This window comes from Arcicella lustrica (assembly GCF_034930985.1).
Taxonomy (GTDB): domain Bacteria; phylum Bacteroidota; class Bacteroidia; order Cytophagales; family Spirosomataceae; genus Arcicella; species Arcicella lustrica.
Map to the genome: position 1 here is coordinate 59,286 of NZ_JAYGIM010000012.1, position 23,275 is coordinate 82,560.

The 23,275-nt window shown below is 34.5% G+C and carries 20 protein-coding genes and 1 tRNA gene; 7 read left to right on the top strand and 14 right to left on the bottom strand.

The features are described 5' to 3' along the window. Nucleotides 1-151 precede the first annotated feature (151 nt). Nucleotides 152-616, top strand: a complete 465-nt coding sequence (locus tag VB798_RS15745) for a hypothetical protein (protein WP_323260003.1) — start codon at nt 152-154, stop codon at nt 614-616. 430 nt (nt 617-1,046) lie between these two features. Here VB798_RS15745 and VB798_RS15750 read toward each other — a convergent pair whose 3' ends face one another. The 7 genes from VB798_RS15750 to atpA all read right to left on the bottom strand — a co-directional run bounded on the left by VB798_RS15750 (nt 1,047) and on the right by atpA (nt 8,789). After that, nucleotides 1,047-2,021: a hypothetical protein gene (locus VB798_RS15750; RefSeq protein WP_323260005.1), complete on the bottom strand. Its 975-nt coding sequence runs from the start codon at nt 2,019-2,021 to the stop codon at nt 1,047-1,049. Nucleotides 2,022-2,035: 14 nt separating this feature from the next. Further along, nucleotides 2,036-3,052, bottom strand: a complete 1,017-nt coding sequence (locus VB798_RS15755) for a glycosyltransferase family 2 protein (RefSeq protein WP_323260007.1) — start codon at nt 3,050-3,052, stop codon at nt 2,036-2,038. Between the two features lie 169 nt (nt 3,053-3,221). Then, nucleotides 3,222-3,293: transfer RNA gene (locus VB798_RS15760), tRNA-Arg, on the bottom strand. A gap of 97 nt (nt 3,294-3,390) precedes the next feature. After that, nucleotides 3,391-4,653, bottom strand: coding sequence for a GTPase HflX (hflX, locus tag VB798_RS15765; RefSeq protein ID WP_323260009.1), 1,263 nt, complete (start codon nt 4,651-4,653; stop codon nt 3,391-3,393). Nucleotides 4,654-5,190: 537 nt separating this feature from the next. Next, nucleotides 5,191-6,027, bottom strand: coding sequence for a DUF2911 domain-containing protein (locus VB798_RS15770; protein ID WP_323260011.1), 837 nt, complete (start codon nt 6,025-6,027; stop codon nt 5,191-5,193). Nucleotides 6,028-6,224: 197 nt separating this feature from the next. Then, nucleotides 6,225-7,109, bottom strand: a complete 885-nt coding sequence (gene atpG / locus VB798_RS15775) for an ATP synthase F1 subunit gamma (RefSeq protein ID WP_323260013.1) — start codon at nt 7,107-7,109, stop codon at nt 6,225-6,227. Between the two features lie 102 nt (nt 7,110-7,211). Continuing rightward, on the bottom strand, nt 7,212-8,789 hold the full coding sequence (gene atpA, locus VB798_RS15780; protein WP_323260014.1) for a F0F1 ATP synthase subunit alpha: 1,578 nt from the start codon (nt 8,787-8,789) through the stop codon (nt 7,212-7,214). Nucleotides 8,790-9,524: 735 nt separating this feature from the next. On the opposite strand from atpA, the gene VB798_RS15785 reads away from it, so the two are divergent. From VB798_RS15785 to VB798_RS15805, 5 genes are all read left to right on the top strand, one after another. Then, nucleotides 9,525-11,888 carry a TonB-dependent receptor gene (locus VB798_RS15785; RefSeq protein WP_323260016.1) on the top strand — a complete coding sequence of 788 codons (2,364 nt, stop codon included), beginning with the start codon at nt 9,525-9,527 and terminating at the stop codon, nt 11,886-11,888. A 48-nt stretch (nt 11,889-11,936) separates the two neighbouring features. Next, nucleotides 11,937-13,073: a DUF4249 domain-containing protein gene (locus tag VB798_RS15790; RefSeq protein ID WP_323260018.1), complete on the top strand. Its 1,137-nt coding sequence runs from the start codon at nt 11,937-11,939 to the stop codon at nt 13,071-13,073. Nucleotides 13,074-13,211: 138 nt separating this feature from the next. Continuing rightward, nucleotides 13,212-14,276 carry a ferrochelatase gene (gene hemH, locus VB798_RS15795; RefSeq protein ID WP_323260021.1) on the top strand — a complete coding sequence of 355 codons (1,065 nt, stop codon included), beginning with the start codon at nt 13,212-13,214 and terminating at the stop codon, nt 14,274-14,276. Nucleotides 14,277-14,437: 161 nt separating this feature from the next. After that, nucleotides 14,438-15,331, top strand: a complete 894-nt coding sequence (locus tag VB798_RS15800) for an EamA/RhaT family transporter (RefSeq protein ID WP_323260023.1) — start codon at nt 14,438-14,440, stop codon at nt 15,329-15,331. Between the two features lie 33 nt (nt 15,332-15,364). Continuing rightward, a complete protein-coding gene (locus VB798_RS15805) occupies nt 15,365-16,171 on the top strand; it encodes an RpnC/YadD family protein (RefSeq protein ID WP_323260025.1) in 807 nt (268 codons plus the stop codon). An 11-nt stretch (nt 16,172-16,182) separates the two neighbouring features. Here the strand turns inward: VB798_RS15805 and VB798_RS15810 are convergent, their stop codons facing one another. Genes VB798_RS15810 through VB798_RS15825 form a run of 4 tightly spaced genes read right to left on the bottom strand, consistent with a single transcriptional unit; the run spans nt 16,183 to nt 18,839 of the window. After that, nucleotides 16,183-16,746 carry a DNA-3-methyladenine glycosylase gene (locus VB798_RS15810; protein WP_323260027.1) on the bottom strand — a complete coding sequence of 188 codons (564 nt, stop codon included), beginning with the start codon at nt 16,744-16,746 and terminating at the stop codon, nt 16,183-16,185. Between the two features lie 3 nt (nt 16,747-16,749). Next, on the bottom strand, nt 16,750-17,928 hold the full coding sequence (locus VB798_RS15815) for an MFS transporter (protein ID WP_323260030.1): 1,179 nt from the start codon (nt 17,926-17,928) through the stop codon (nt 16,750-16,752). Between the two features lie 6 nt (nt 17,929-17,934). Then, nucleotides 17,935-18,600 carry a cyclase family protein gene (locus tag VB798_RS15820; protein WP_323260032.1) on the bottom strand — a complete coding sequence of 222 codons (666 nt, stop codon included), beginning with the start codon at nt 18,598-18,600 and terminating at the stop codon, nt 17,935-17,937. Beyond that, a complete protein-coding gene (locus VB798_RS15825; RefSeq protein ID WP_323260034.1) occupies nt 18,597-18,839 on the bottom strand; it encodes a CBU_0592 family membrane protein in 243 nt (80 codons plus the stop codon). The genes VB798_RS15820 and VB798_RS15825 overlap by 4 nt, the downstream gene beginning before the upstream one ends. A gap of 218 nt (nt 18,840-19,057) precedes the next feature. On the opposite strand from VB798_RS15825, the gene VB798_RS15830 reads away from it, so the two are divergent. After that, nucleotides 19,058-19,489 (top strand): FKBP-type peptidyl-prolyl cis-trans isomerase, encoded by a 432-nt coding sequence (locus VB798_RS15830; protein ID WP_323260037.1) that lies wholly within the window; start codon nt 19,058-19,060, stop codon nt 19,487-19,489. 71 nt (nt 19,490-19,560) lie between these two features. Here VB798_RS15830 and VB798_RS15835 read toward each other — a convergent pair whose 3' ends face one another. The 3 genes from VB798_RS15835 to VB798_RS15845 are packed head-to-tail and all read right to left on the bottom strand — an operon-like array spanning nt 19,561 to nt 23,054. Beyond that, nucleotides 19,561-19,731: a FeoB-associated Cys-rich membrane protein gene (locus VB798_RS15835; protein ID WP_323260039.1), complete on the bottom strand. Its 171-nt coding sequence runs from the start codon at nt 19,729-19,731 to the stop codon at nt 19,561-19,563. A gap of 18 nt (nt 19,732-19,749) precedes the next feature. Beyond that, a complete protein-coding gene (locus VB798_RS15840) occupies nt 19,750-20,553 on the bottom strand; it encodes an inositol monophosphatase family protein (RefSeq protein ID WP_323260041.1) in 804 nt (267 codons plus the stop codon). Between the two features lie 56 nt (nt 20,554-20,609). Then, nucleotides 20,610-23,054 carry a hypothetical protein gene (locus tag VB798_RS15845; RefSeq protein ID WP_323260043.1) on the bottom strand — a complete coding sequence of 815 codons (2,445 nt, stop codon included), beginning with the start codon at nt 23,052-23,054 and terminating at the stop codon, nt 20,610-20,612. Nucleotides 23,055-23,275 lie beyond the last annotated feature (221 nt).

Genomic DNA, 23,275 nt, shown 5'->3' on the forward strand with positions numbered 1-23,275 from the left:
AGTTTTTTGAAAAAAATATAAAGCCTACTTGTTTTTGAAAAAGAAAATTTATTAATTTTAGAAAGCTGAGAGAGACTCATCTTTTTTGATGATTTGTGCAAGTATTCCTATTATAAGATTAAGAATTTACAACTATTTAATCCCCACCAATATGTCCACTGTAAAAGTGATTATTAGTTTTTCACGGCTCAGAGATGATGATATCGACACCAAGAGCCAAGCGATTATCGACAGTTTAACAGGAAACGCAGATTTTCCTAATCCCATTCCAACTTTAGCGGAAATTACAGCAAGCAGAAATGCTTACGTAGAAGCATTGTCGGCAAATGAATTAGGAGGTAAGCAAGCAACACTCAGAAAAAACCTTGCTCGTAAAGACTTGGAAAAACAACTGGGTTTATTGGGTTTGTACGTACAAGCCAATTGTAATGGTAGTGAATTAATTGCACTGGGTTCAGGTTTTGAAATTCAAAAAAGCAGAACTCCGATTGGTATCTTGGCTAAGCCAAGTAATTTTAAGGTTGAAAACGGACCATTAGCCGCTAGTTTGTATGCAAGTGTTGATAAAATAGAAGGGCGAAGTCGTATCTTTTTGAGATTACCAAAGCTCCTGTAACGGAAGATAGTATATGGCAAGTAGAGTCATCAACTGCCAAAACGTTTTTGTTTGAAGATTTAGTAGCGGGTACACAATATGCCATCAAAGTAGCAGGCGTAGGTTCTAACCCTAAAAAGGTATTTTCAGATGTATTATATAGGTTTGCTCAATAAATGTTAAAGGTTGAAAGTGCTTACTCAGTGTTTCTTTTTATGATTAGAGACACTGAGTTTTTTATGAGCATTGTTTTGTTTTTTGTTACCAAGCTTTTACATCAATAACTCATTATTAACAGTCTTCAAGACAATGAGTTATAGGACTAAGCTTATCAACTCGTTATACTATTCTGTTGATTTGTTGTTGCTGCTTGTCAAGTTGTAGATAATATCAAAGAGGGCGAAAAAACTAAATAAAAGTAGCTATCTAAATATTAATTATGTAGAAAACCTTAATAGTTTTCTACATAATTAATCACCTTCCAAGCAGACTTTTCAATGAATTTTACGATGGGATGTTTTTCTTTTGGAGGAATAGTATAAATGCCATAAGCTGGAATAATCCCTTTTAAATCGATAAAATGATTTTTGATTAATTCCGTTCTATATTCTTTAATAATTTGCTTCAAAGCCTTCTGGCTTCTATTTTTTGGTAATTTAAAATGCTTAGAAATTAATGTTGGTTTATCTGGATTGTAACCACTAAAATGAAAGAAAACCAATGGCGTATTTTGGTTCACGAAGTACTTTCCATCAACGAAACTTAATTCACGCTCCTGTAAATTCCAATAAGCTATATTGAGCGAAGGATTATAATCTACCAATACTTTTTCGTAAAAGACAGGTACAAAATTCAAACAAAGTTGGTCGGCTCCCATGCCTTTACAATAGTCGAGATAACCATATTTGTTTAAATGCGTTTGCCACCAATCTAAAAACTTCAAAGAATTTTCAGTACGCTTGAAAGCTATGAAACCCGCATTGTACAAACCTGCATTTAAGTATTGTTTTTCGTTCCAACGTTCAGAAAGAGGAATGGCTTTCGTGATATGTGGTGTTAAAATAATATCATGTTCGTCAAGATTTTTTTCAATGCCAACAAGTGAATCATATAGATAAATATCTGTATCCAGATAAATCAATTTTTCTAAAGAAGGATAACTTTTTAGCAAATAAAAGGCAAAAATAGGTTTGAAAGCACAAGCCAATTCGATGATGCTAAATTTTTGACTATACTCTTCTAAAGCAGGAAAGTTGATACTTTCTACAGGAAGTATTTTGTATGGAATTGGGAAATTAACCTCAGGCATTTTATCGGTAAGACAAATGATTAATTCATAATCAGGATTTGTCTTTTTGATAGAATCACCCAGCGAAAAAGCTTGATATAAATAACTAGCAGTACAAACGGTATATATTAATTTCATAAAAGAATTTTTCTTTACTCCAATACATCTCCTAAAGCAGCAATATAAGGTGCTTTCCAAGAAGCTTCTTGATCTTTATAACGATGATAAGCACCAGCAAACAATAATTTCATCACAGGAAAAAGTCTAGCTAGATGAAAAACCGAAAGTTGAGCCCTAGTTTCATAAAAAGCAATAATTGCATCAATTTTTTTGAAATTATTATGGATGATTGGATTATTAGTTGCTTTTAAATAGGTTGATAATATGGTTTTTAAATAAATATATTCATCTCGTTTTTGAAGAAAAGGCGCAATTTTCTCAGCTCTTGGACGAGCCAATCGTTCTTTCAAGGTCAAAACCTTTCCACCTTCAACAGCTCTTGTTCCTACTTGCTGTGCTTCGTGCTGACGATAGGAAATTAAAGGTTTTTCAATTAACCCAATACCATTAAACATACAAGCAACCAAAGTAAGCCAACCGTCATGAATCATTGGTGGACGAAAAGTAGGAAAAGGTTGCGTAAATGAGAGTAATTCTTTTCTAAAAGCTAACATACAACCAGCTACTCTGTTGCCATGAAGCGTAATATCTAAAGCTTTATCTTGTTTCCAAGCTTCAATTTGTGGAGTAGCAAGACGCACTTTTTGCCAAAAGCGTTGTCCTAAATCTTTTCCATGTTTATCAACCAATGTTGCATCAGAGAAAACAGCAAGTTTTGTGGGGTTTTCTTCAAAAAAATTGTGGATAGTCGATAATTTGTCAGGATGCCAAATATCATCTTGGTCGCAAGGAGTAATGATATCGCTAGTACAAAGAGAAATGGCTTTTTCGAAGTTTTTAGCAACTTTCAGCGGTTCAATATTCCTGATAAAAGTAATATTGAGAGAGCTTTTAAATTCATTCACAATACTTTCTGTGTTATCAGTAGAGCAATCGTCCGTGATAATAATTTCATTCGGCAGAAGCTTTTGATTGACAATACTTTGGAGTTGTTCTCTTAAAAATTTAGATCCATTGTATGTACACAGAGCGATTGAAATGGTTTTCAAATTGTATGAAATTAGTCGGTAAAACTTTGTACGTGAATGAGTTTTGAGTTTAGAATGAATGCTGAGTAAACCTAGGTCGCTGTTTTAAATATTGCTAGAATACTTTTATGATACCTAATTAAAATATCTATTAAATTCACAATTCATCATTCACAACTCATCACTCTAGTGACACCAGTGGGAATCGAACCCGCATCAAACGTTTAGGAAACGTCTATTCTATCCGTTGAACTATGGCGTCTTTGTTGAGCTTCCAAGAATTTATTTCTTGAAAGCTCCGTCATTACAAATTTCTCTAAAAACTCTTTAATAATCAAGGTAAGCGATTAATATTCGCTTTACTCTTCTTCCTCTTCAAGTTCTTCGGTTGGATAATGTACTTCATTCAACCAATTTGGGAAAATAAGAATATGTTTTTCCTTGACAGCCTTTACAATTGTTTCTCTGAGTTCTTCGATATTTTCTTTTTGTTCAGCAGAAATGAAAACCGTTTGAGGCTGAGGATTATTCATGTAAGAATTCTTCAAGAAAGCGGTTACTTTTTCAATCCTACTTTGTTGATTTTCGGGTTCATTACCAGAACCAATTTCCCAGTCATTAATCACGATTTCTTCTGAAGAGAATAAATCAATTTTATTGAAGACTAAAATCGTTGGCTTGTCGGAAGCACCAATTTCTGTAAGCGTCGAGTTTACTACTTCGATATGCTCTTCATAATTTGGATGCGAAATATCAACGACGTGTAATAAAATATCTGCTTCACGAACTTCATCTAAGGTCGATTTGAACGATTCAATCAACATCGTTGGTAATTTTCTGATGAAGCCTACCGTATCTGAAAGTAAGAACGGAATCGTATCAAAAGTTACTTTTCTTACTGTAGCATCAACCGTTGCGAAGAGTTTGTTTTCAGCAAATACTTCTGCTTTTGCTAATCTACGCATCAAAGTAGATTTACCAACGTTTGTATAACCTACTAAGGAAACACGCACCATTCTATCACGGTTTTTACGTTGAGTAAAAGCTTGTTTATCGATTTGCTTGAGCTTTTCTTTCAAGAAAACAATTCTATCGTTGGCAATACGACGGTCAGTTTCTAATTCTTTTTCACCGGGTCCACGCATACCCACACCACCACGTTGTTTAGAAAGGTGGGTCCACATTCTAGTTAATCTTGGCAAAATATATTGTTGTTGTGCCAATTCAACTTGAGTTTTTGCTTGAACGGTTTTAGCACGCATCGCAAAAATATTCAGAATCAATAAACTACGATCTAGGATTTTTACTTCATGTTGGAACTTCGCAAATTCCGTTTCAATATTTCTGATTTGAACGGGCGAAAGATCATCATCAAAAATCACCATGTCAACATCATTATCTACTACATAAGCGATGATGTCTTGCATTTTACCTTTTCCAACGTAAGTACGAGTATCAGGTTTTTCTAATTTTTGTGTGAAAGTATATAGCGTATTGATTTGTGAAGTATCAGCCAAGAAAGCTAATTCATCTAAATATTCTTTGGTTTGTTCTGCTGTTTGTTTTTGTGTTTGTACAGCCACCAATACGGCTGTCTCTTTTACTTCTTCTGTAGTATGCATAATATCTTGATAATCAATATTGGAATGTTATTCAGAAGTCTAAATAAATTCAGACTTTTTCATGAATATTAAAGAACACAAGATAGGTTCTTTACTCTTTCACAGACTCATCTGTTGGTAAGGGTAAAATATTCATAAGAAATGTTGCGAGCCTTATCTTAAATTGACATTGTTTTATAGGACGTTTATCTTGCTTGCTTTGTTAGGATTTCTAAGGCTAAGATTAATCTGATTGAGTATTTTAAAGATACACAATTGATTTTATCTTCCAGAAATTAAAACATCTAAACAGGAAATGAATGATTTGAAATTACTGCCCTTTCGGAGGGCAATATCCATGAAGACTGGATTTTGCAGAGCCGAGAAAGGGAATTAGCAGAAAATTTGTCTTAGCTTCATGTTTACTGGATTCTGAAAGAATCGTTTAAAATTAGTCCTGCAAAGGTATCATTATTTTCTGATTTCTATAACATTATAAACAAAAAAACCTGTAAGTGCCAGATACACTTACAGGTTTAAAAAAGAATTCAATGAGAATTACTTCATTGAAGCAATTAACTTTTCATTTAACGCTACATAATCCATATTATTGGCTTCTTTTGCTAATTCGATAGATTTTTTTGCAGTTTCAATGGCTACAGTCTTATTCCCTAATTTTGCTTGAATTTTTGCTTTTAAGTGCATAATCCAAAATGCTTTAGGCGTTTGTTCAATCGCTTTATCAGCCCAAGCTAAAGCTTTGTTCAAATCTTTACCTGTTTCAAAATAATAACTTGCTGCTTGAAAGTACGGACGGCTATCAACTGTCATAGCAGTTTCGATAGCTTTCGAGATTTTACCATCAATATCAGCCGTTACAGGAATAGAAACTGATGTTTTTTCCCAACTGATTTCAATCTCTGCTGATGAAGGGTTAACATTCGCAATTTCGATAGTAAATGTTTCAACAGATTTCGCTAAAGCATTAGGTTTTACTTTGAATTTAGCAAGGTCTTCTTCAGCTTTGTAACCATCAATTCCCCAGTTATTAATGCCTTTGTTAAAGATAACTTCCCATTCTTCTTTGTTTGGAATAGTGTATAAAACATAAGTACCAGCTTTTAACGCTACGCCACCTACTTTTACATCTTCGCCAAAAGTTACTCTTGTTGCAGCATTAGCACCAGTTCTCCAAAGTTTGCCAAAAGGGGCTAAATCTCCGAAAACTACTCTGCCTTTAATGTTTGGTCTTGAATAGGTAATCTCGATACTTGATAAAGCAAAATCTTGTTTAATCGTTTGCGTTGGACTTGGTGCTGGGGTTTTAATTCCCTGAGCATTTAATGAAGTATTTAAAGTAAAAATTGCTAGAATTGAAATAATAAAATTTTTCATGAGAAGAAAATTTGTTATGATGTAAGCTACAAATATAAGTAGAGTTTTTTCAAGAATACTTTAGCTTTTTGTTAAGTACATAAAATTTCGATAAACAGTAAATATTGATAGCTCAATAAAATACTTTATCGTGGATTGGTATAAAAACAAAAAACTCATTCCTTTTGAGAATGAGTTTTTTGAAGAAACATATAATATTATGCCGCTGCCAAAGCTTCTGCACCACCAACGATTTCAAGGATTTCGTTAGTAATAGCTGCCTGACGTGAACGGTTGTATTGTAATTTCAATTCTTTCAATAATTCACCAGCATTGTCTGTTGCTTTATCCATTGCTGTCATTCTAGCACCATGCTCAGAAGCATTTGATTCAAGAACTGCTTTGAAGATTTGCAATTTCAATGCTTTAGGAATCAATTCATTGATAATTTCTTCTTCAGAAGGTTCAAAAATATAATCAACAGAAGATGCTTTTACTTTTTCGTCTTTTTTCTCAACGATAGGCATTACTTGTTCTGTTTTTAAGATTTGAGTAGCAACGTTTTTGAATTCGTTATAAACCAATTCAACAACATCGTATTTACCTTCTTCAAAACCTTTCATAGCTGCTTCTGCAGCAATACGAACATTAGCAAAGCTTAATTTTGTGAAAATATCAGCATATTGAGTGTTTACGTTATATCCACGGCGAGAAAGGTATTCACCACCTTTTTTGCCAAGTGCCATAATTTCAACATTTCCAGCCGCTTGTTGTTCAGCATATTTTTCAGCGATTAAGCTTACTGCTGCTTTACCAACATTGGCATTGAAAGCACCACATAAACCACGGTCTGAAGTAACAACAATAACTAATACTTTATTGATATTACGAACGATAGTGTATGGGTTTTCTTTTGCACCTTCTGCATTTGCAGAAACGGTAGCAATCATTTCAGTTAATTTTTTTGAATAGGGACGCATCTGAGTGATTGCGTCTGTCGCACGGCGAAGTTTTGCCGCCGACACCATTTTCATGGCTTTGGTAATCTGCTGAGTTGAGTTTACCGATACTATTCGGTTTCTTACTTCTTTTAATGAAGCCATTCTCTTTTCTAATAAATGAATGATAGAATGAATGAATGATAGTGAGTTAATTGAAATTGTAAAATCACTATCATTCTATCATTCAAAATTGAAAATTATTTTTTACGCATATTTCGGCGCTACTTCTTTCGATACTTTAGTCAAGACATCTGTCAAAGAATCATCATATTTTCCTGCTTTCAAAGCATCCATCGTTGATTTTTGAGTAGCGTTCATTACGTTGATGAAATCTTTTTCGAATTCACGAACTTTACTTACAGCTACAGTATCAAGAAGACCTTTAGTTGAAAGGAAAATCATAGCGATTTGTTCTTCAACACGTTGAGGAGCACCGTTTGGTTGCTTCAACATTTCAAGGTTACGACGACCACGTTCGATAGTCAATTTCGTTGCAGCATCTAAGTCAGAACCAAATTTAGCAAATGCTTCCAATTCACGGAATTGCGCTTGGTCAAGCTTTAAAGTACCTGCTACTTTTTTCATCGACTTGATTTGAGCGTTACCACCCACACGTGATACCGAAATACCTACGTTGATAGCTGGACGAATACCTGCGTTGAAAAGGTTAGATTCCAAGAAAATCTGTCCATCCGTAATAGAGATTACGTTTGTAGGAATATAGGCAGAAACGTCACCCGCTTGTGTTTCGATGATTGGAAGAGCTGTTAATGAACCACCACCTTTTACCAAATGCTTGATAGATTCAGGTAAATCGTTCATGCTACGAGCAATTTCATCAGATGAGTTAATCTTAGCAGCACGCTCTAATAAACGAGAGTGAAGATAGAAAACGTCACCAGGGTATGCTTCACGTCCTGGAGGACGACGAAGTAACAATGAAACTTCACGGTAAGAAACTGCTTGTTTAGATAAGTCATCATAGATAACTAAAGCTGCACGACCAGTATCACGGAAGAATTCACCGATAGCAGCACCAGTAAATGGAGCAAAGAACTGCATTGGAGCTGGGTCAGAAGAACCAGCGGCAACAATCACAGTATAGTCCATCGCACCCGCTTTGCGAAGAGTTTGTTCGATTTGTTTGATAGTAGAAGCTTTCTGACCACAAGCAACATAAATACAGTAAACTGGATTTCCTGCGTCAAAATACTCTTTTTGGTTAATGATAGTGTCGATACAAACAGTAGTTTTACCTGTCTGACGGTCACCGATTACCAATTCACGTTGTCCACGACCTACTGGAATCATCGCATCAATCGCTTTGATACCTGTTTGAAGGGGTTCAGTTACAGGTTGACGGAAGATTACACCCGGAGCTTTACGTTCCAAAGGCATATCGTACAAATCACCTGTGATTGGTCCATTACCATCAATAGGCTCGCCAAGTGTGTTTACAACACGACCGCAGATACCGTCGCCCACTTTAATAGATGCGATTTCGTCCGTACGTTTTACAGTATCTCCTTCTTTGATTTCAGATGAATCCCCTAATAATACCGCACCTACGTTATCTTCTTCAAGGTTCAGCGCTAGGGCTTTTAAGCCGTTATCAAAAACGAGTAATTCACCCGCCTGTACTTTCGATAGTCCGTAAATACGGGCTACACCATCACCGATTTGTAATACGGTACCTACTTCTTGAAGTTCAGCCTCTGATTTTGCTCCTGAGAGTTGTTCTCTCAAAATGGCTGATACTTCATCTGGTCTGACTGATGCCATTATAATAAGTTTGTTTTGTGATTTTGAATTTGGAATAGTATTTAATCTACTAAGAAAGAATTAGTTAAATGACTATTAGAGATTAATTATTAAAGGCTTACAATATTAATAAATACTCTAGCGTTGTTTACAGATTTCTTTGATTAATAAATTACTTATTTTTCAGGTGCAAAATTAGGGAACAAATTTCACAATTCCATGAAATGCTTAACATTTAGTGCTTAAATGTTATACTTTTTGGGGATTCACTATTCTTCGCTTCTATAAAATCTCGGTCTTTTTGTGCTTTCTTCTTAAAAAAATCCTTTTTTCACTTAGTAATTGGGCTTATTAATAGTTTTTATCTATTTCTAAATAATATTTATTGATTTGATTGATGGTTTTAATTTTTCTAAGTTTGCAGCATCTAAATAAATTATCAGCTTAACGGTTCAAGTATAATTAATCAAGATAGAGTACAGATTGATTAATATAGCGTTGAAACAAGTCGGGCAGGATTTGATTTCGACGCTATTATTTCGATGTTTTATCTTGATTTTTATACATTTCGTCTTTTTTATAGTACTATATTGATAGTTATTTAGGTAGGACATGCCATAGATTAGCGTTAAAATGCCGTTCTTTGTAAAATGGGCTAACCCTTTTGAACTCAGACTATTTTTAAACTAAACTATGAAACAATTTTTACGAATACTTTCAATGAAGTGTTTACTTTTTTGTTGCACTTACATAACATTGCCTACACAAATTGTTGCCCAAAATGCAGAATTTAAACTGCCTCTTTTAACCGGGAAAATAACAGATTCCAAAACAGGTGAGCCTATCGTCGGAGTAACGATTTTCTTAGATTTTAGGAAATCAGGCATTATTACAGATACAACGGGGAGGTATAATGTTTACTTGCCCAAAGGCGATTATGTGATTAAGTTTAGTCATGTCGGCTATAAACCTTATCGAACCAAAGTAGCGCTAAAAGGAAATATGACCTTTGACCTAGCACTCGACGATGTGTCAAAAACCTTGGAGGAAGTAATTGTTTCTAGCCAAGCTACTCGAAAAAGTATCCAAACACCGTCCTTAGGCGTAACGCTGTTAAGTATTAAAGGTATTAAAAAATTGCCCGCAATGATGGGTGAAGTAGATATTATGCGTTCTTTACAAACTTTGCCAGGGGTGTCGTCAGTTGGTGAGGGGTCAAATGGTGTCAATGTGCGAGGTGGAAATATCGACCAAAATTTAATTTATATTGATGATGCTCCTATTTTTAACCCAACTCATTTGTTTGGTTTATTTTCAGTTTTTGCTTCGGATGCTATTCGTGAATTAGAACTTTATAAAGGAAGTATTCCTTCAAGATTTGGGGGTAGAACGGCTTCTATTTTAGATATAAAAATGACTGACCCAAGTTTAGAGAAATTTAAACTTTCGGGCGGGATAGGTTTTGTTTCTAACAGAGCAATGGCCGAGATTCCTATTATTAAAGAAAAACTATCGGTCGTGGTTGCTGGAAGATTATCGTTTAATGACTTTTGGTTTAAATGGATTGGTCCTGATAACATGCGGAACACTCGTGCGAATTTCTATGATTTAGCCACTAAAGTATTTTTCAGACCGAATAAGAATAATACCTTTTCGTTTTCAACTTATGTAAGCAAGGATTTTTATCAAGTAGATTCATTATTTAGTTTAGAAAATGTGGTAGCCAAACAAACACAGTTTGATTACGGACATTTGAATTTTTCATCAAGATGGAGTCATTATTTTAATACTAAAATGAGTTTGGATGTGGTCGGAGTTTTGAGTAATTATAAAACTAAAACGTATGCACCAGATAGTGTGAACAGAATTGATTTACGAAATAATATAGACTACAAAAGTTTGAAGGTCAATTTTGATTATAATCCAGACGAAAAACATAAAATTAACTTCGGTGTAAGTGGAATTAATTATCAGATTTCGCCCGGAAAGCTGAACGAGAATATAAGTTCAAGAATTTCGACGGTGCTTTTACCAAGAGAACAATCGTTAGAATTAGGGTTGTTTGTGGATGATGAATACAAAGCCAATGAAAAACTAACCATTCAGGCTGGTATTCGTTATGCACAATATTTGAGTTTTGGACCAACAACAGTAAGAAAATACTTGGATAATGAACCTAGAACGATTTCTTCGCAAATTGGTGAAGAAACCATTTCAAGTGGTGCTGTCGAAAAAACCTATGGTGGTTTTGAGCCTCGTTTAGCCATAAAATACTCTTTGGGTGAAAACAGTACCTTGAAATTAGGGTATAACAGAATGCAACAATTTATACAGTTGTTATCGAATAATACTACGCCTTTACCGACGGCTCGTTGGAAAACTTCAGATGAATATATCAAACCTCAAGTAAGTGATTTTGCTTCGCTAGGAGTGTTCAAAACTTTTAAAGATAATATTTGGGAGTTGTCGGCTGAAACTTATTTTCGCTCTACTCAAAACGTAGTAGATTATATTTCTGGTGCCAACTTGCAATTAAGTAAAGCCATAGAAACGCAATTGATTGCTGGAAAAGGAAGAGCTTACGGTTTAGAATTGATGGTTACTAAAAAAAGAGGAGAACTGAGTGGCTGGATGAGTTATACTTATGCTCGTTCTTTGCAACAAGTAAGAGGTGATTTTCCTGAACTTCAACAAATTTCAGATGGAAATTGGTATGCTTCAAATTATGATAAACCACATAGTTTGAATATCATGATGAATATTCAGCCAACTATTCACCATAGTTTTTCATTTACGTTTGCTTATAATACTGGTCGCCCGTTTTCGTCACCTTCTGGTTTTTTTCAGTTAGACAACAAGAAATATCCTGTGTATGAAGCTCGTAATAATGATAGAATGGCTGATTATCATCGCTTAGATTTTTCTTGGACGATTACCAATCCTAGTTTAAAAGAAAAGCGATGGGAGGGAAGTTGGACTTTTACGATTTATAATCTTTATGGAAGAAAAAATCCTTACTCCGTTTTCTTCAAACCTGTAGGGAATGGTTTAAAACCTTATGAATTAAGTGTATTTGCCAATCCATTGGTATCATTGACCTACAATTTTAAATTTTTATAAATAAGACTTCCATTCCTTTCCGTCAGAAAGGCTGAAAATAGATTTATCATGAAAACTAGATTTCCGATATTAACCTTATTAATATGTGCTTTGGTGATTTCGTGCATCACACCAATCACTGATTTTGAACAAGTATCAACTAACAGTTTTTTCTCGGTTGAAGCAACTTTATCAGACCAACCTGGTTTGCATAAAGTGAAATTGTATATGTCGTCCAACAAACTTACAGGAGGAAGTTTTCAGCCAATATTGAAAGCGAAAGTATATTTTACAGACGAAAAAGGCTTAATAGAAAACTTAACTGACCCAAAAGGAACGGGCAATTATCAAACGTCTGAAACATTTGCAGGAAGAGTAGGTGGTACTTACAAGCTAACAATTGAAACCAGCGATGGAAAAAAGTATGTTTCTTCGCCCGAAACCATGCGACCAGTACCTGAAATTGAAAACCTGATTACAAAATTTGAAATAATGGATAATTATGTAAAAGGCGATGCTCGTCGTGGAGGTTTTAATATTTATGTAGATTTTCAGGATTCACCCAATCTTGGAGATAATTACCAATGGTTCTGGAAACATTACCAAAAAGCTTTTATTTGTGAAACATGCACCAATGGATATTATGATTTTGCTAAAAAAACGTGTATGTTCCCGCCACAACCTACCGATGTGACGCTGAATTATAAATGCGATAGAACCTGTTGGGATATTACTTTTTCAACGGCACTTAACATTTTTTCTGATTCATACTTAAATGGACAAAGAATAACTGGCAAACAAGTAGCGAGAGTACCTTTTGATGATACAACACCTTATTATCTTCAATTTGAACAGCGTTCTATTACTAAAAGTGTTTATAATTATTATCAAGGACTTGTTGCACAGACACAAAATAACGGGACATTATTTGATGTTCCTGCGGAAACACGTTTTAGCTATAATATTAAATCTGTAACCAATCCTAGCGAAAAAATCCTTGGCGTTTTTGATGTACATTCAGTAAGAAAAAAAGTGTTTTATATCGACCGATCTGTTGGAATTCCAGAAGGAGAACGACCAGCCTATGTGAAACTTCAAGGAGAAGTATATTCATGTCCAGCAGGTACAAGAGTATGTAATGAGTACGTAGAGTGTTTAGATAATTTATACAGAACACCTTCCAAACCAGTAGGTTGGAAGGATTAAACTAGATGTTTCTTAAAATAAAATTCACAAAAAAGCGGTAGAAACATTAAAATCAAACAAATTTGCACTTTGAATGTTGTCTTTAAACAATCTCTTTAGCGATTTTTTGCGTAAATAATAGAAACATAAATTATTACAATGCAAGTACAAGAACCACAAGTGTTGTCTGAAAAACCAGTAGCAACGAAACTTAAAACAGGTGTATTAATTGTTAATTTGGGTACTCCAGATTCGCCAAATACGCCAGATGTCCGTAAATATTTACGTGAATTTTTAATGGATGGAAGAGTAATCGATATTCCTTATGCTTTTAGATGGATGTTAGTGAATCTTATCATTGCGCCATTCAGAGCACCTAAATCGGCTAAAGTATATAAAGAACTTTGGACAGAAAGAGGCTCGCCATTGAAGTTTTACGGGGAAGACATTGAGAAAATGTTGCAAGCACAATTGGGCGAAGACTATGATGTGAAGTTGGCAATGCGTTATCAAAGTCCAAGTATGGATGCTGGATTAGAATTCTTTAAAAAATCGGGCTATAAGAAAATTATTGTAGTACCGTTTTTTCCACAATATGCTTCTGCAAGTACAGGTTCGGTCTATGAAAAAACCATGCGCATTGTAAAAGAATGGCAAATTATTCCTGAAATAAGTTTTGTTAATACTTTTTACGATCATCCTAAATTTATAGAGTACTTCGCAACGGCGGCTCGTAATTATATGGCTAAACAAGATTACGATTACTTCATGTTTAGTTATCATGGCTTACCACAGCGCCAAATTACCAAAGGAGATTGTACTGGAAATACTTGTAAGTTCGGTTCATGTTGCGATACTATTCACTCAATGAATCAACATTGTTACAGAGCGCAATGTCATGAAACGACTCGATTATTAGTAAAAGAATTGGGCTTGAAAGAAGGTACTTATACGACTACTTTTCAGTCAAGATTAGGAAGCGACCCTTGGGTTCAGCCTTATACTGATGTTGTGATTAAAGAATTGGCAGCGCAGGGCAAAAAGAAAATTTTAGTTTTCTCACCAGCTTTTGTAGCAGATTGTTTAGAAACAACTATCGAAATCGGTGAAGAGTACCGTGAAATGTTTGAAGAATTTGGCGGACAACATTGGCAATTAGTAGAAAGCTTAAATAACTCACCGATGTGGGTTGATTTATTAGAAGACTTGGTTAAAAAAGCTTAATAATAGCTTATTTGAATAATTTGTATTCCCGAATTTAGGAAATGATAGTTTTCATCCCTGAATTCGGGAATATTTGTTTAAACATAATATTACAATGCTTAAATTTGAATAATTAGGATTAAGAACTCATCAACTTTAAAAGCATTTAACCATTCTTCGATATGATAGATTTATTACTCAGTATCATCTTCTCGGTTTTATTGTTAATCAATTTTCGACTACATCCACGATTTGGCGTCAATACTTTTCAGACTATCATTCTCAATTATCCAATTTGTATCATTACAGGATTGTTGTTCTTGCCAGAAAATCAGCATTTTAGTTTAGACTTATCTGAAACCTCAACACTTTTAGCGATGCTTTTGGGAGTAGGTTTTGTCATTACTTTTATGCTTTCAGGTATTTCTACGCAACGTATTGGTATGGCGATGACCTCTTTGGCAAACAATATGTCGTTGGTAGTTCCAGTCATTTTCAGTTTAGTTGTTTTGAAAATGAGTAGCAGTTTTGATACTTTAAATTATTTAGGATTGATATTAGCCATCGTAGCTGTAGTGCTGAGTACTTTTAAAAAGAGCGAAAGTGATAGCAGTAACAAAAAAGAAAATATAGATTGGCTATTACCAATTGCAGTATTTGTAATGTACGGCATTACGAATACAACTTTCAATTATTTGAATGCCAAGTACGTAACGGCATCAGGAACGACAATTCCTTTTACGTTGACCATTTTAGTGGGTTCTGTTTTGATTGGAGGAATCGTTTTAGGAATTAGAATAATTCAAGGAAAAGAAAAATTGGTGTTTAAGAGTTTGGTAGCGGCTGTTCCTTTAGGTATTCCTAACTTTTTATCTTTCTATTACTTGTTAAAAGCATTGGATGCTTATCAAAATAATGGTGCATTCGTCTTACCGATTTATAACATTGGTGTAATTGTAGGTTCGGCATTGGTGGCCTTTATTTTCTTTCAAGAGAAATTTACCTTACTTAATAAAATAGGTTTAATCTTAGCCGTAATCGCCATTGGTTTGATTTCGTATCAAGGATTGTTTTAACAAATATGTTTATACCTTTTGTTTATTTATTCTATGAAAACCAATCTGAAAAAAAGACAGGCGAATCAATATGATAAAATTTTTAAGGAAAATATTGAAGCCGTTATACCTAGTTTAATGCAGAATGTTCTTGAAATCGCTATTCTTTCTTTTGAGGAATTGCCTGATGATGTTCAACATACTAAAGAAAGGAAACCAGACGTTCTGAAGAAAATTACAGATGCAAATGGAAACGTTTTTGTACTTCAAATCGAATTTCAAGTAGTTGATGAACCTGAAATGATTTACCGAATGCTTGAATATAAATCAATGCTATTGCGGAAGTATCGAATTCCTGTTCGTCAGTTTGTGATTTTTCTAGGAAAAGAGAATCCTAAAATGTCTGATATATTAATTTCAGAAGATTTGAGTTTTAAGTACCAACTACGTTCAATAAAAAATATTCACTATAAGATTTTTATAAAATCAGATAAACCAGAAGAAATTGTATTTGCGGTATTAAGTGATTTTGGTATTGAAAAGCCTGAGTACGTTATTGAAAATATTATTCAAAGACTTGAAGAAACAACAAATACGGAATTAACGTTAAAGAAGTATTTACAACAGTTGCGTATTCTAGCAGAACTTCGTAGATTAGATTTGAAAATTGATGAAATTATGGAAAGTATAGCAAAATATATTAATGAAGAAACTGACTATTTTGTTGTTAAAGCTAAAAAACAAATAGTTGAAAACCTTTTAACAAAAACAAGTCACACACTTGAGCAAATAGCTGATATTGCCAATGTTTCAATTGACTTTGTTATCAATATTCAACAAAAGCTATCAGCAGAAAAATAGTGAATGTTAAATCACTTCTTACTAATAAACGAATTTCCTTTGAAGTAAAACCGATAAGGTAATTCTGCTCCTTGTGTAATACCAATTCGGGTAGTTGTTACGATTGAGGCTTGGGAATAATCTGAAAGTGGAGGAAGCATTTTTAAATTACCTTCTAAAATATGCCAATCGTTCATTCCTTTATGAATGCCCATTGCTTGTACTAATTTCCCCGGACCAGAACACAGATTTTTCAAAACATTACTTTTCCGCCTTTTCTCCATCAAGTCAATTCCTTCAATTGGTTCTAAAGCTCTTATCAAAACGGCTTCACCAATATCTTTTTGATTGGTCGCAATGTTTACACAAAAGTGCATTCCATAGATTTGATACACATAAATTGTACCTGCTATGCCAAACATTGGCGCATTTCTAGTACTCTTTTTTCGATAAGCATGACAGGCTGGGTCGTCTTGTAAATAAGCTTCGGTTTCAACAATGATTCCAGCAGTAATTCCTTCATCGCTTTCATGAACCAAACGATAACCCAACAGGTTTTTGGCGATAGTTAGTGTGTCTGATGTTAATAAATCCATATTTTAAGCATTATTTTTTGCAAGAAATGTACGATTAAAAGTACTTATCAAACCGATTGCTGGACCAAAACTTAGAATCAAATAAATATAATTACTTGGGATGTATTGGCTTGCGAATTGTAAAATTTGTAAACTAATTATCGTGACGGCAAAACCAATACAATTTACGATTGTGATTGACGAAGCTCGATATTCAGGATTAGTATTTTGTGAAATTAAGGTTGAGAATTGTGGGGAGTCGCCAGCTACACTCATTCCCCAAATCAACATGATTGTAATGAATATAAAAGGATTGACTTGAGAAAAACTAATAGAAAGAAGACAACAGATTAAAGAAAGTGATAAGCATAAAAATGCCAATTTTGCACTTCCGAATTTTGCAGAAAATTCTCCTGTGAGTACACAAGCTATAAGCCCAGAAGCAATAATTAAGAATGACCACAGAGAAGTATTGAAGTGAAAATTAGCATGCTGGTTGTATTGCTGAATCATGATTGGTACATAAGCCCAAAAAGTATATACTTCAAACATGTGTCCGAAATAGCCAAATGAGAATGTTCTAAACGAAGGATTTTTAAAGGATGTTACAATACTTTTAGGGTTGAATTTACCAGCTTTTTTCCGAAATGGTCCATCTTTAATCAATAAAAACATCATTAAAGCACCACTTGAAGCAATGATTGACGTAGCAATAATAACAGATTCCCAATGAATCTTTAATGAAAAATAAGCGATAAAATGTGGGAAAGAAGTACCCAAAACCAAAGCACCCACTAAATAACCTAAAGCTCTGCCCAAACCCTTTTCATACCAATCTGCCATGATTTTCATGCCGACAGGATAAACTCCAGCCAAGAAAAAACCAACTAAAAAGCGGATGATTAAAAGTGTTTTAAAATCAAGCTTAATCCAAACAATTAAAAGGTTGAAAACTGCAGCGATGAGTGTTGAAATGACAAATACTTTTACAGGAGAAAATCTATCACTCAGCGTGAAAATTGAATAAATAGCTGTGCCAACTACAAAACCAAACTGAACTGCGGAGGTCATATTTCCCAGAAAATTGGATGTATTGGGATATAATACTTGCAAATCTTTCAGAACTGCATTGAGTGCAAACCATAAAGAAGTACCTGCAAATTGAGCAAAAATAACAACTGGAAGTAAATATCTTGGTTTCAAGGAGAATTAAAGGTTTTCAATCACCGCATAAGCTCTCACTGGGAAAGTTCCCATGCCTTTTACTTTGGGTGGAGTTGCTGAAAATTTGAATGGAGTATTCACAGGAATTTCATTCAAATTGCATAAATGTTCTACAATTAATATTTCATTTTTCAACAAAATCGTATGAACTGGTCTGGATTTTCCTGAAACATCATCAATATTATGAGAATCAATACCGACTAATTTCACTCCTTGCGCAACTAAATATTCAGCAGCATCGGCTGTTAAAAAAGGGTTTCCTGAGTAATAGGCATCACTTTTCCAATTTTCATCCCAACTTGTATGAACGAGTAAAGCTTTGCCTTTCAAGTCTAATCCTTCAAAATATGATTTATCAATACTTAGCTGCTCTTTATAAGAAATACTTACTAAAACGGCATCCAACATAGCAGTTTGTTCAATCAGGATTTCCGATAAATCTTTTCCATCTTCATAGCGATGAAAAGGTGTATCTAAGTAGGTTCCTGTATTAGAAACCATTTCGATTTTTCCCATTTGAAACGAAGTACCTTCTTCATACCATTGTTTGGATTCTTCACGTGTCCAAAAATCACAAATAACAGGAGCCGGGAGTCCTTTATAAGTAACGACTCCTTCTTCAATAACATGACTTAAATCAATAAATTTCATTGTTTTCTAGCTTTTAAAATGGCAGTAACTGCAATTACGACCCACACAACGTTTACAAAAACAGAAGGATATGCTTTATGTTCAAGCGTATTGACGATAAAACAAATCCCGCCAAAAAGGTTGGCTAATTGGTAATTGATAGAGGTGGATGAAATCTTATTCAAAGCATTTAAAGCAAATGCTCCAACGATAAGTACTGAGCCAATCCAACCGATAATTTCAACAAAGAGTAAATACATTCAATTAAGCTTTTAACAAAGATACATTGATTTCAGCAATTGAGCGATTGGCTGAATTATAATGTCTATCACAAATAAATTTTTTAAAATACTTTGCTATTTATTTGACCAAGTTAGCTTTATATCTTTACTTGATTGTTAATATTTCGTTTGAACAAAGTCCAGTTTTTCCATAAAAATTACGACCTTTACCGAAATTTTTAAAAATAATTGATAAAATGGCACAAGCAAAGGCGGGCGATAAAGTAAACGTCCATTACACAGGAAGATTAACGGACGGAACTGTATTTGATAGTTCGGCAGGACGTGAAACTTTAGAGTTTGAATTAGGTACTGGAATGGTTATCAAAGGTTTTGATGATGGCATTGCCGGAATGATTATTGGTGAGAAAAAGACTGTTCATATCCCTGCTGAAGAAGCTTATGGACCAGTGAATCCTGATTATTTAGCAGTATTTCCTAAAGCTGAAATTCCTGCGGATATTCCTTATGAAGTAGGTATGCAATTAAATATGCACCAAGATGGTTCAGGTCAAGTAATGCCAGTAACCGTAACTGAAGTAACTGAAACAACGATTACTTTAGATGCGAACCATCCTTTAGCTGGAAAAGATTTGATTTTTGATATTGAATTAGTAGCGATTGGTTAATTTCGTTTTTCATTCGCATAAAAAAAACCTCTAAGGAATTTTCCTTAGAGGTTTTTTTTATGCGAATGCTGCTAGTTTTTACTTTCCATCTCAGCCGCAATTTTATCAAAATCAATTGCTCCACAAGAGCCACAGCCTTTTGAACAACCTGCTTTGTTTTTTAGGCTAAAGTTTTTTAAAACGATGTTGCCTAAATAAGCTACAGCAGATAAAAATATAATACCAATGATGATATTTTCCATGACAGTCTTTATTTTAATTTAAGACTTTGTGATATTCCAATTACGAACAATCACTTCCTCTAATTCTGGAAACATTGCACAACCCGCAATTAGTTCACGTCCGAATACGAAATCATCTCCACCTTTGAAGTCTTTTACAAATCCGCCTGCTTCTTGCACAATTAAAGTACCAGCGGCTACATCCCAAGGTTTTAAATTGTACTCAAAAAATCCATCAAATCGTCCGCAAGCTGTATAAACTAAATCTACAGCTGCCGCACCAAAACGACGTAAACCATGTGATTTTTGCATTAATTCTTTCAAAATACCGATGTAGTTTTCCATCAACTCAAAGTCATAATATGGAAAACCAGTTGCAATTAAGCTTTCTCCTAAAGTTTTGGCAGACGATACTTTTATTGGACTACCATTCAAATAGGCACCACCACCAAGCCAAGCAGAGAAACATTCATCTCTATTGATTTCATAGACAACACCCAACACAATTTTACTTTCTTTGATTAAAGCAATTGAAATCGCAAAAACGGGTACTCCATGAATATAATTAGTTGTACCATCAACTGGGTCGATAATCCAAGCTAAGTCATGATTTTTAGCTTGTTCAGCTGTTCCTTCTTCGGCAATAAATCCAGCTTCAGGAAGTATTTTAGAAAGTCCAGCTACTAAAAGTTCCTCAGTTTGTTTATCAACATACGAAACCAAATCATTTAAGCCTTTATATTCAATACTGTCTTTACTGAACTCTGAGGCTGCTTTTCTAACAAACTCTCCCGTCTGACGAGCTAATTTGCTTACTTCTGAGGTTAAATTTTCTAAATTCAAAATGTGATAATTAATATGTATATAAAATCTGAATTCCGATACCCGAAATCCAAAAGCTATTTTTTCTTTACTTCAAAAAAGATGGCTAATCCTAATACTCCCACCAAAATTACAGACATAATAAGGTCAACTTTGTTTCCTTTACTTACTGATTCTGGTTCAAATTTGAATTCAATCTTATGTTTTCCAGCTGGAATAACCATTGCTCTCAAGATATAGTTTGCTCTTAAATGTGGTTTGTATTGTCCATCTACATAAGCTTTCCAATCTTGATTTCCTCTATAGAATATTTCAGAGAAAATAGCTAATTGTTCCGTTTTAGTGTCTGATTGGTAAGTCAAAGCGTTTGGCTTGTAAGAAGTCAATGCAATTTTATTTGAAATACTGTCAGGTTGAATTTTTAAATTAGCTACTTGGTCAGCGAAACGTTTGTCGATAAATGCAATGCTTTTAGGGTCAAACTTGTCTAAAGATTTCATTTCTTCATCTGCATTCGCTACTATTTTAAATGAGTTTACAAACCAAGCATTTCCACAAGCTTCTGGGTTTTGTTGTGCAACTGGCTGACCCGTTTGCTGATTTGGAATAATAAAGTATTTCGTATTCAACATATTCAAAACCTGCATATTGTTTTTTGCAATTTGGTTTTCAATAATCTCTGAATAACGACGCAATTTTGCTCCGTGATAACCACCAATTGACTGATGATAATATGAAGCAGTAGCATCGCTACTGAAACCACCTGCGGCAGCAGCATCGAATACTCTATAAATACTTTTATCTTTCAAAATTTGCTCATCGGCAGCAGTTGGTGTAAATATTTCTTCGTATTCTGATTTTGAAACGAAATTATCATTGTTGAAATAGCGTTTATCAGCTCCGAATAAGTCAATCAGGATAAGTAATATCAAAACTGGATAGAATAAAGATTCTTTAATTTTACCAGTAACCCAAGCCCAAAGTAGCCCAGCCGCTAATAAAATAAATGCTAAAGAACGAAAAGCATCAGAACGCATTAACGATTCACGGTCAAGTACAATTGCTCTTAAAATCTGAGCATCAACACCTTTATCACCCGTAATTTGCATCGCTTCATCATTCACAGATTTGAAATTGAAAAACAAACTTGGAACAAGTGCAAAAATAACACATAAGCCAGCAGTGAATGCCAAACTGTATATTAAAGGTTTTTTAAGTTCTACAAATGTTGGTTTATTATCGCTAATCTGTTTCAAAGCCAATACGCCTAATATTACCATCGCTAATTGAGTAAGCGAAAATATCATCGTGATTGCTCTGAATTTATTAAACATTGGGAAGTAATCGAACATTGGGTAATTTAAAATAGGGAAATTTTTACCCCAAGCTAGCATTGTAAAAAATACTGCTGTACTAACCAGCCACCATTTTAGCGAGCCCCTTACTAAAAATGCTCCTAAAACGAAAAGGAAACAAATGATAGCACCAGCGTAAACTGGTCCACCAACAGCAGGTTGGTCGCCCCAATAAGCAGGGCCTCTTTCGGTGTATGGCAAGGCATTTTCTTCAGGAATACCTGCATTTACCATCGCTTTTAAAGTTTCAGATTTTTTACCACCTAAACTTCCACCCATTGTTCCGCCATAAAAATTAGGAATCAATAAAGTACCTGTTTCACCAATTCCGTAGCTATAACTGAAAGCGTAGTCACGGTCTAAACCACCTTTAGATTGTGTATTAGTCGTTAATTCAGATTTACCACGAATGGTTTCTTTAGAGTATTCATAATTATTCCAAAGCCTCATAGTGTGGTTCGCAACACCAACGAATGAACCTAGCCCCAATGCCAACAGCGCAAAAACCAAAGATTTGATTTTACCAGATTTTACATGGTTAATAATTTCTACAATTACATAGCCAAATAGCATCAAACCAAAGTAATAAGTAATTTGAACGTGGTTGGCATAGATTTCTAAGCTCATAAAAAGAGCCGTTAATGCGCCACCCAGTAAATATTTGCCTCTAAAACACAAAACAGCACCAGCGGCAACCATTGGTGCATAAGCCAAGGCAATGGCTTTAGAAGTATGCCCTGCTGGAAGTATCACCATATTGAGTGTACAGAAGGCATAGCCGATGGCACCAATGATTGATTGCCAAATATTTGCTCCCAGTACAATTAAGAGGATGTACATTCCGAGCATTTCTAAGAAAATAACGTTGATTGGTGAGGGTAAAAATCCCATAATTTCACCGCCAACGGTAGAACCAATACTGTTTGGGTAAGCTCCGTGAATCATATAAGCAGGCATACCGCCAAACATTGAGTTTGTCCACCAAGGCACAATGCCAGTTGCTTTTGTAAATTCGGTAGATTCGTGAGAAGAAGCCAAAGACATCGTAATGTCGTGTTGCTTTAATTTTTTGCCTTGTAAGGCTGGAGAGGCGTAAATTCCTGCAAGCACAACTAAAGCAATTACTGCATACAAATGTGGGAGGAATTTCTTGAATGAAAACTGCATATTTTTCTTAAGATTTGGACTTAGATTACCTTGTATGCAAAGATAAAGTTTCTAATTTGAAATTTTGCATGAAAGCGACGTACACCGCTTTAAATTCGATAGTATTAAAAAATAAGGTTGTGAAATCATTAAATCAATACTTGGATTCATGGAAATTATGAACTTTTTAAGCACCTTTGTGTTTTTATTATGGTTGTGTTAAACCAAACCTTACTTGTTTT

Excerpts from the sequence above, each read along its gene's own strand:
- VB798_RS15790 (WP_323260018.1), top strand. The coding sequence starts at position 11,937 with ATGAAAACTAGATTTCCGATATTAACCTTATTAATATGTGCTTTGGTG.
- VB798_RS15745 (WP_323260003.1), top strand. The coding sequence starts at position 152 with ATGTCCACTGTAAAAGTGATTATTAGTTTTTCACGGCTCAGAGATGAT.
- atpG (WP_323260013.1), bottom strand. The coding sequence starts at position 7,109 with ATGGCTTCATTAAAAGAAGTAAGAAACCGAATAGTATCGGTAAACTCA.
- VB798_RS15810 (WP_323260027.1), bottom strand. The coding sequence starts at position 16,746 with ATGGATTTATTAACATCAGACACACTAACTATCGCCAAAAACCTGTTG.
- atpA (WP_323260014.1), bottom strand. The coding sequence starts at position 8,789 with ATGGCATCAGTCAGACCAGATGAAGTATCAGCCATTTTGAGAGAACAA.
- VB798_RS15835 (WP_323260039.1), bottom strand. The coding sequence starts at position 19,731 with ATGGAAAATATCATCATTGGTATTATATTTTTATCTGCTGTAGCTTAT.
- VB798_RS15825 (WP_323260034.1), bottom strand. The coding sequence starts at position 18,839 with ATGTATTTACTCTTTGTTGAAATTATCGGTTGGATTGGCTCAGTACTT.
- VB798_RS15770 (WP_323260011.1), bottom strand. The coding sequence starts at position 6,027 with ATGAAAAATTTTATTATTTCAATTCTAGCAATTTTTACTTTAAATACT.
- VB798_RS15845 (WP_323260043.1), bottom strand. The coding sequence starts at position 23,054 with ATGCAGTTTTCATTCAAGAAATTCCTCCCACATTTGTATGCAGTAATT.
- hemH (WP_323260021.1), top strand. The coding sequence starts at position 13,212 with ATGCAAGTACAAGAACCACAAGTGTTGTCTGAAAAACCAGTAGCAACG.
- VB798_RS15750 (WP_323260005.1), bottom strand. The coding sequence starts at position 2,021 with ATGAAATTAATATATACCGTTTGTACTGCTAGTTATTTATATCAAGCT.
- VB798_RS15805 (WP_323260025.1), top strand. The coding sequence starts at position 15,365 with ATGAAAACCAATCTGAAAAAAAGACAGGCGAATCAATATGATAAAATT.
- VB798_RS15800 (WP_323260023.1), top strand. The coding sequence starts at position 14,438 with ATGATAGATTTATTACTCAGTATCATCTTCTCGGTTTTATTGTTAATC.
- VB798_RS15820 (WP_323260032.1), bottom strand. The coding sequence starts at position 18,600 with ATGAAATTTATTGATTTAAGTCATGTTATTGAAGAAGGAGTCGTTACT.
- hflX (WP_323260009.1), bottom strand. The coding sequence starts at position 4,653 with ATGCATACTACAGAAGAAGTAAAAGAGACAGCCGTATTGGTGGCTGTA.
- VB798_RS15830 (WP_323260037.1), top strand. The coding sequence starts at position 19,058 with ATGGCACAAGCAAAGGCGGGCGATAAAGTAAACGTCCATTACACAGGA.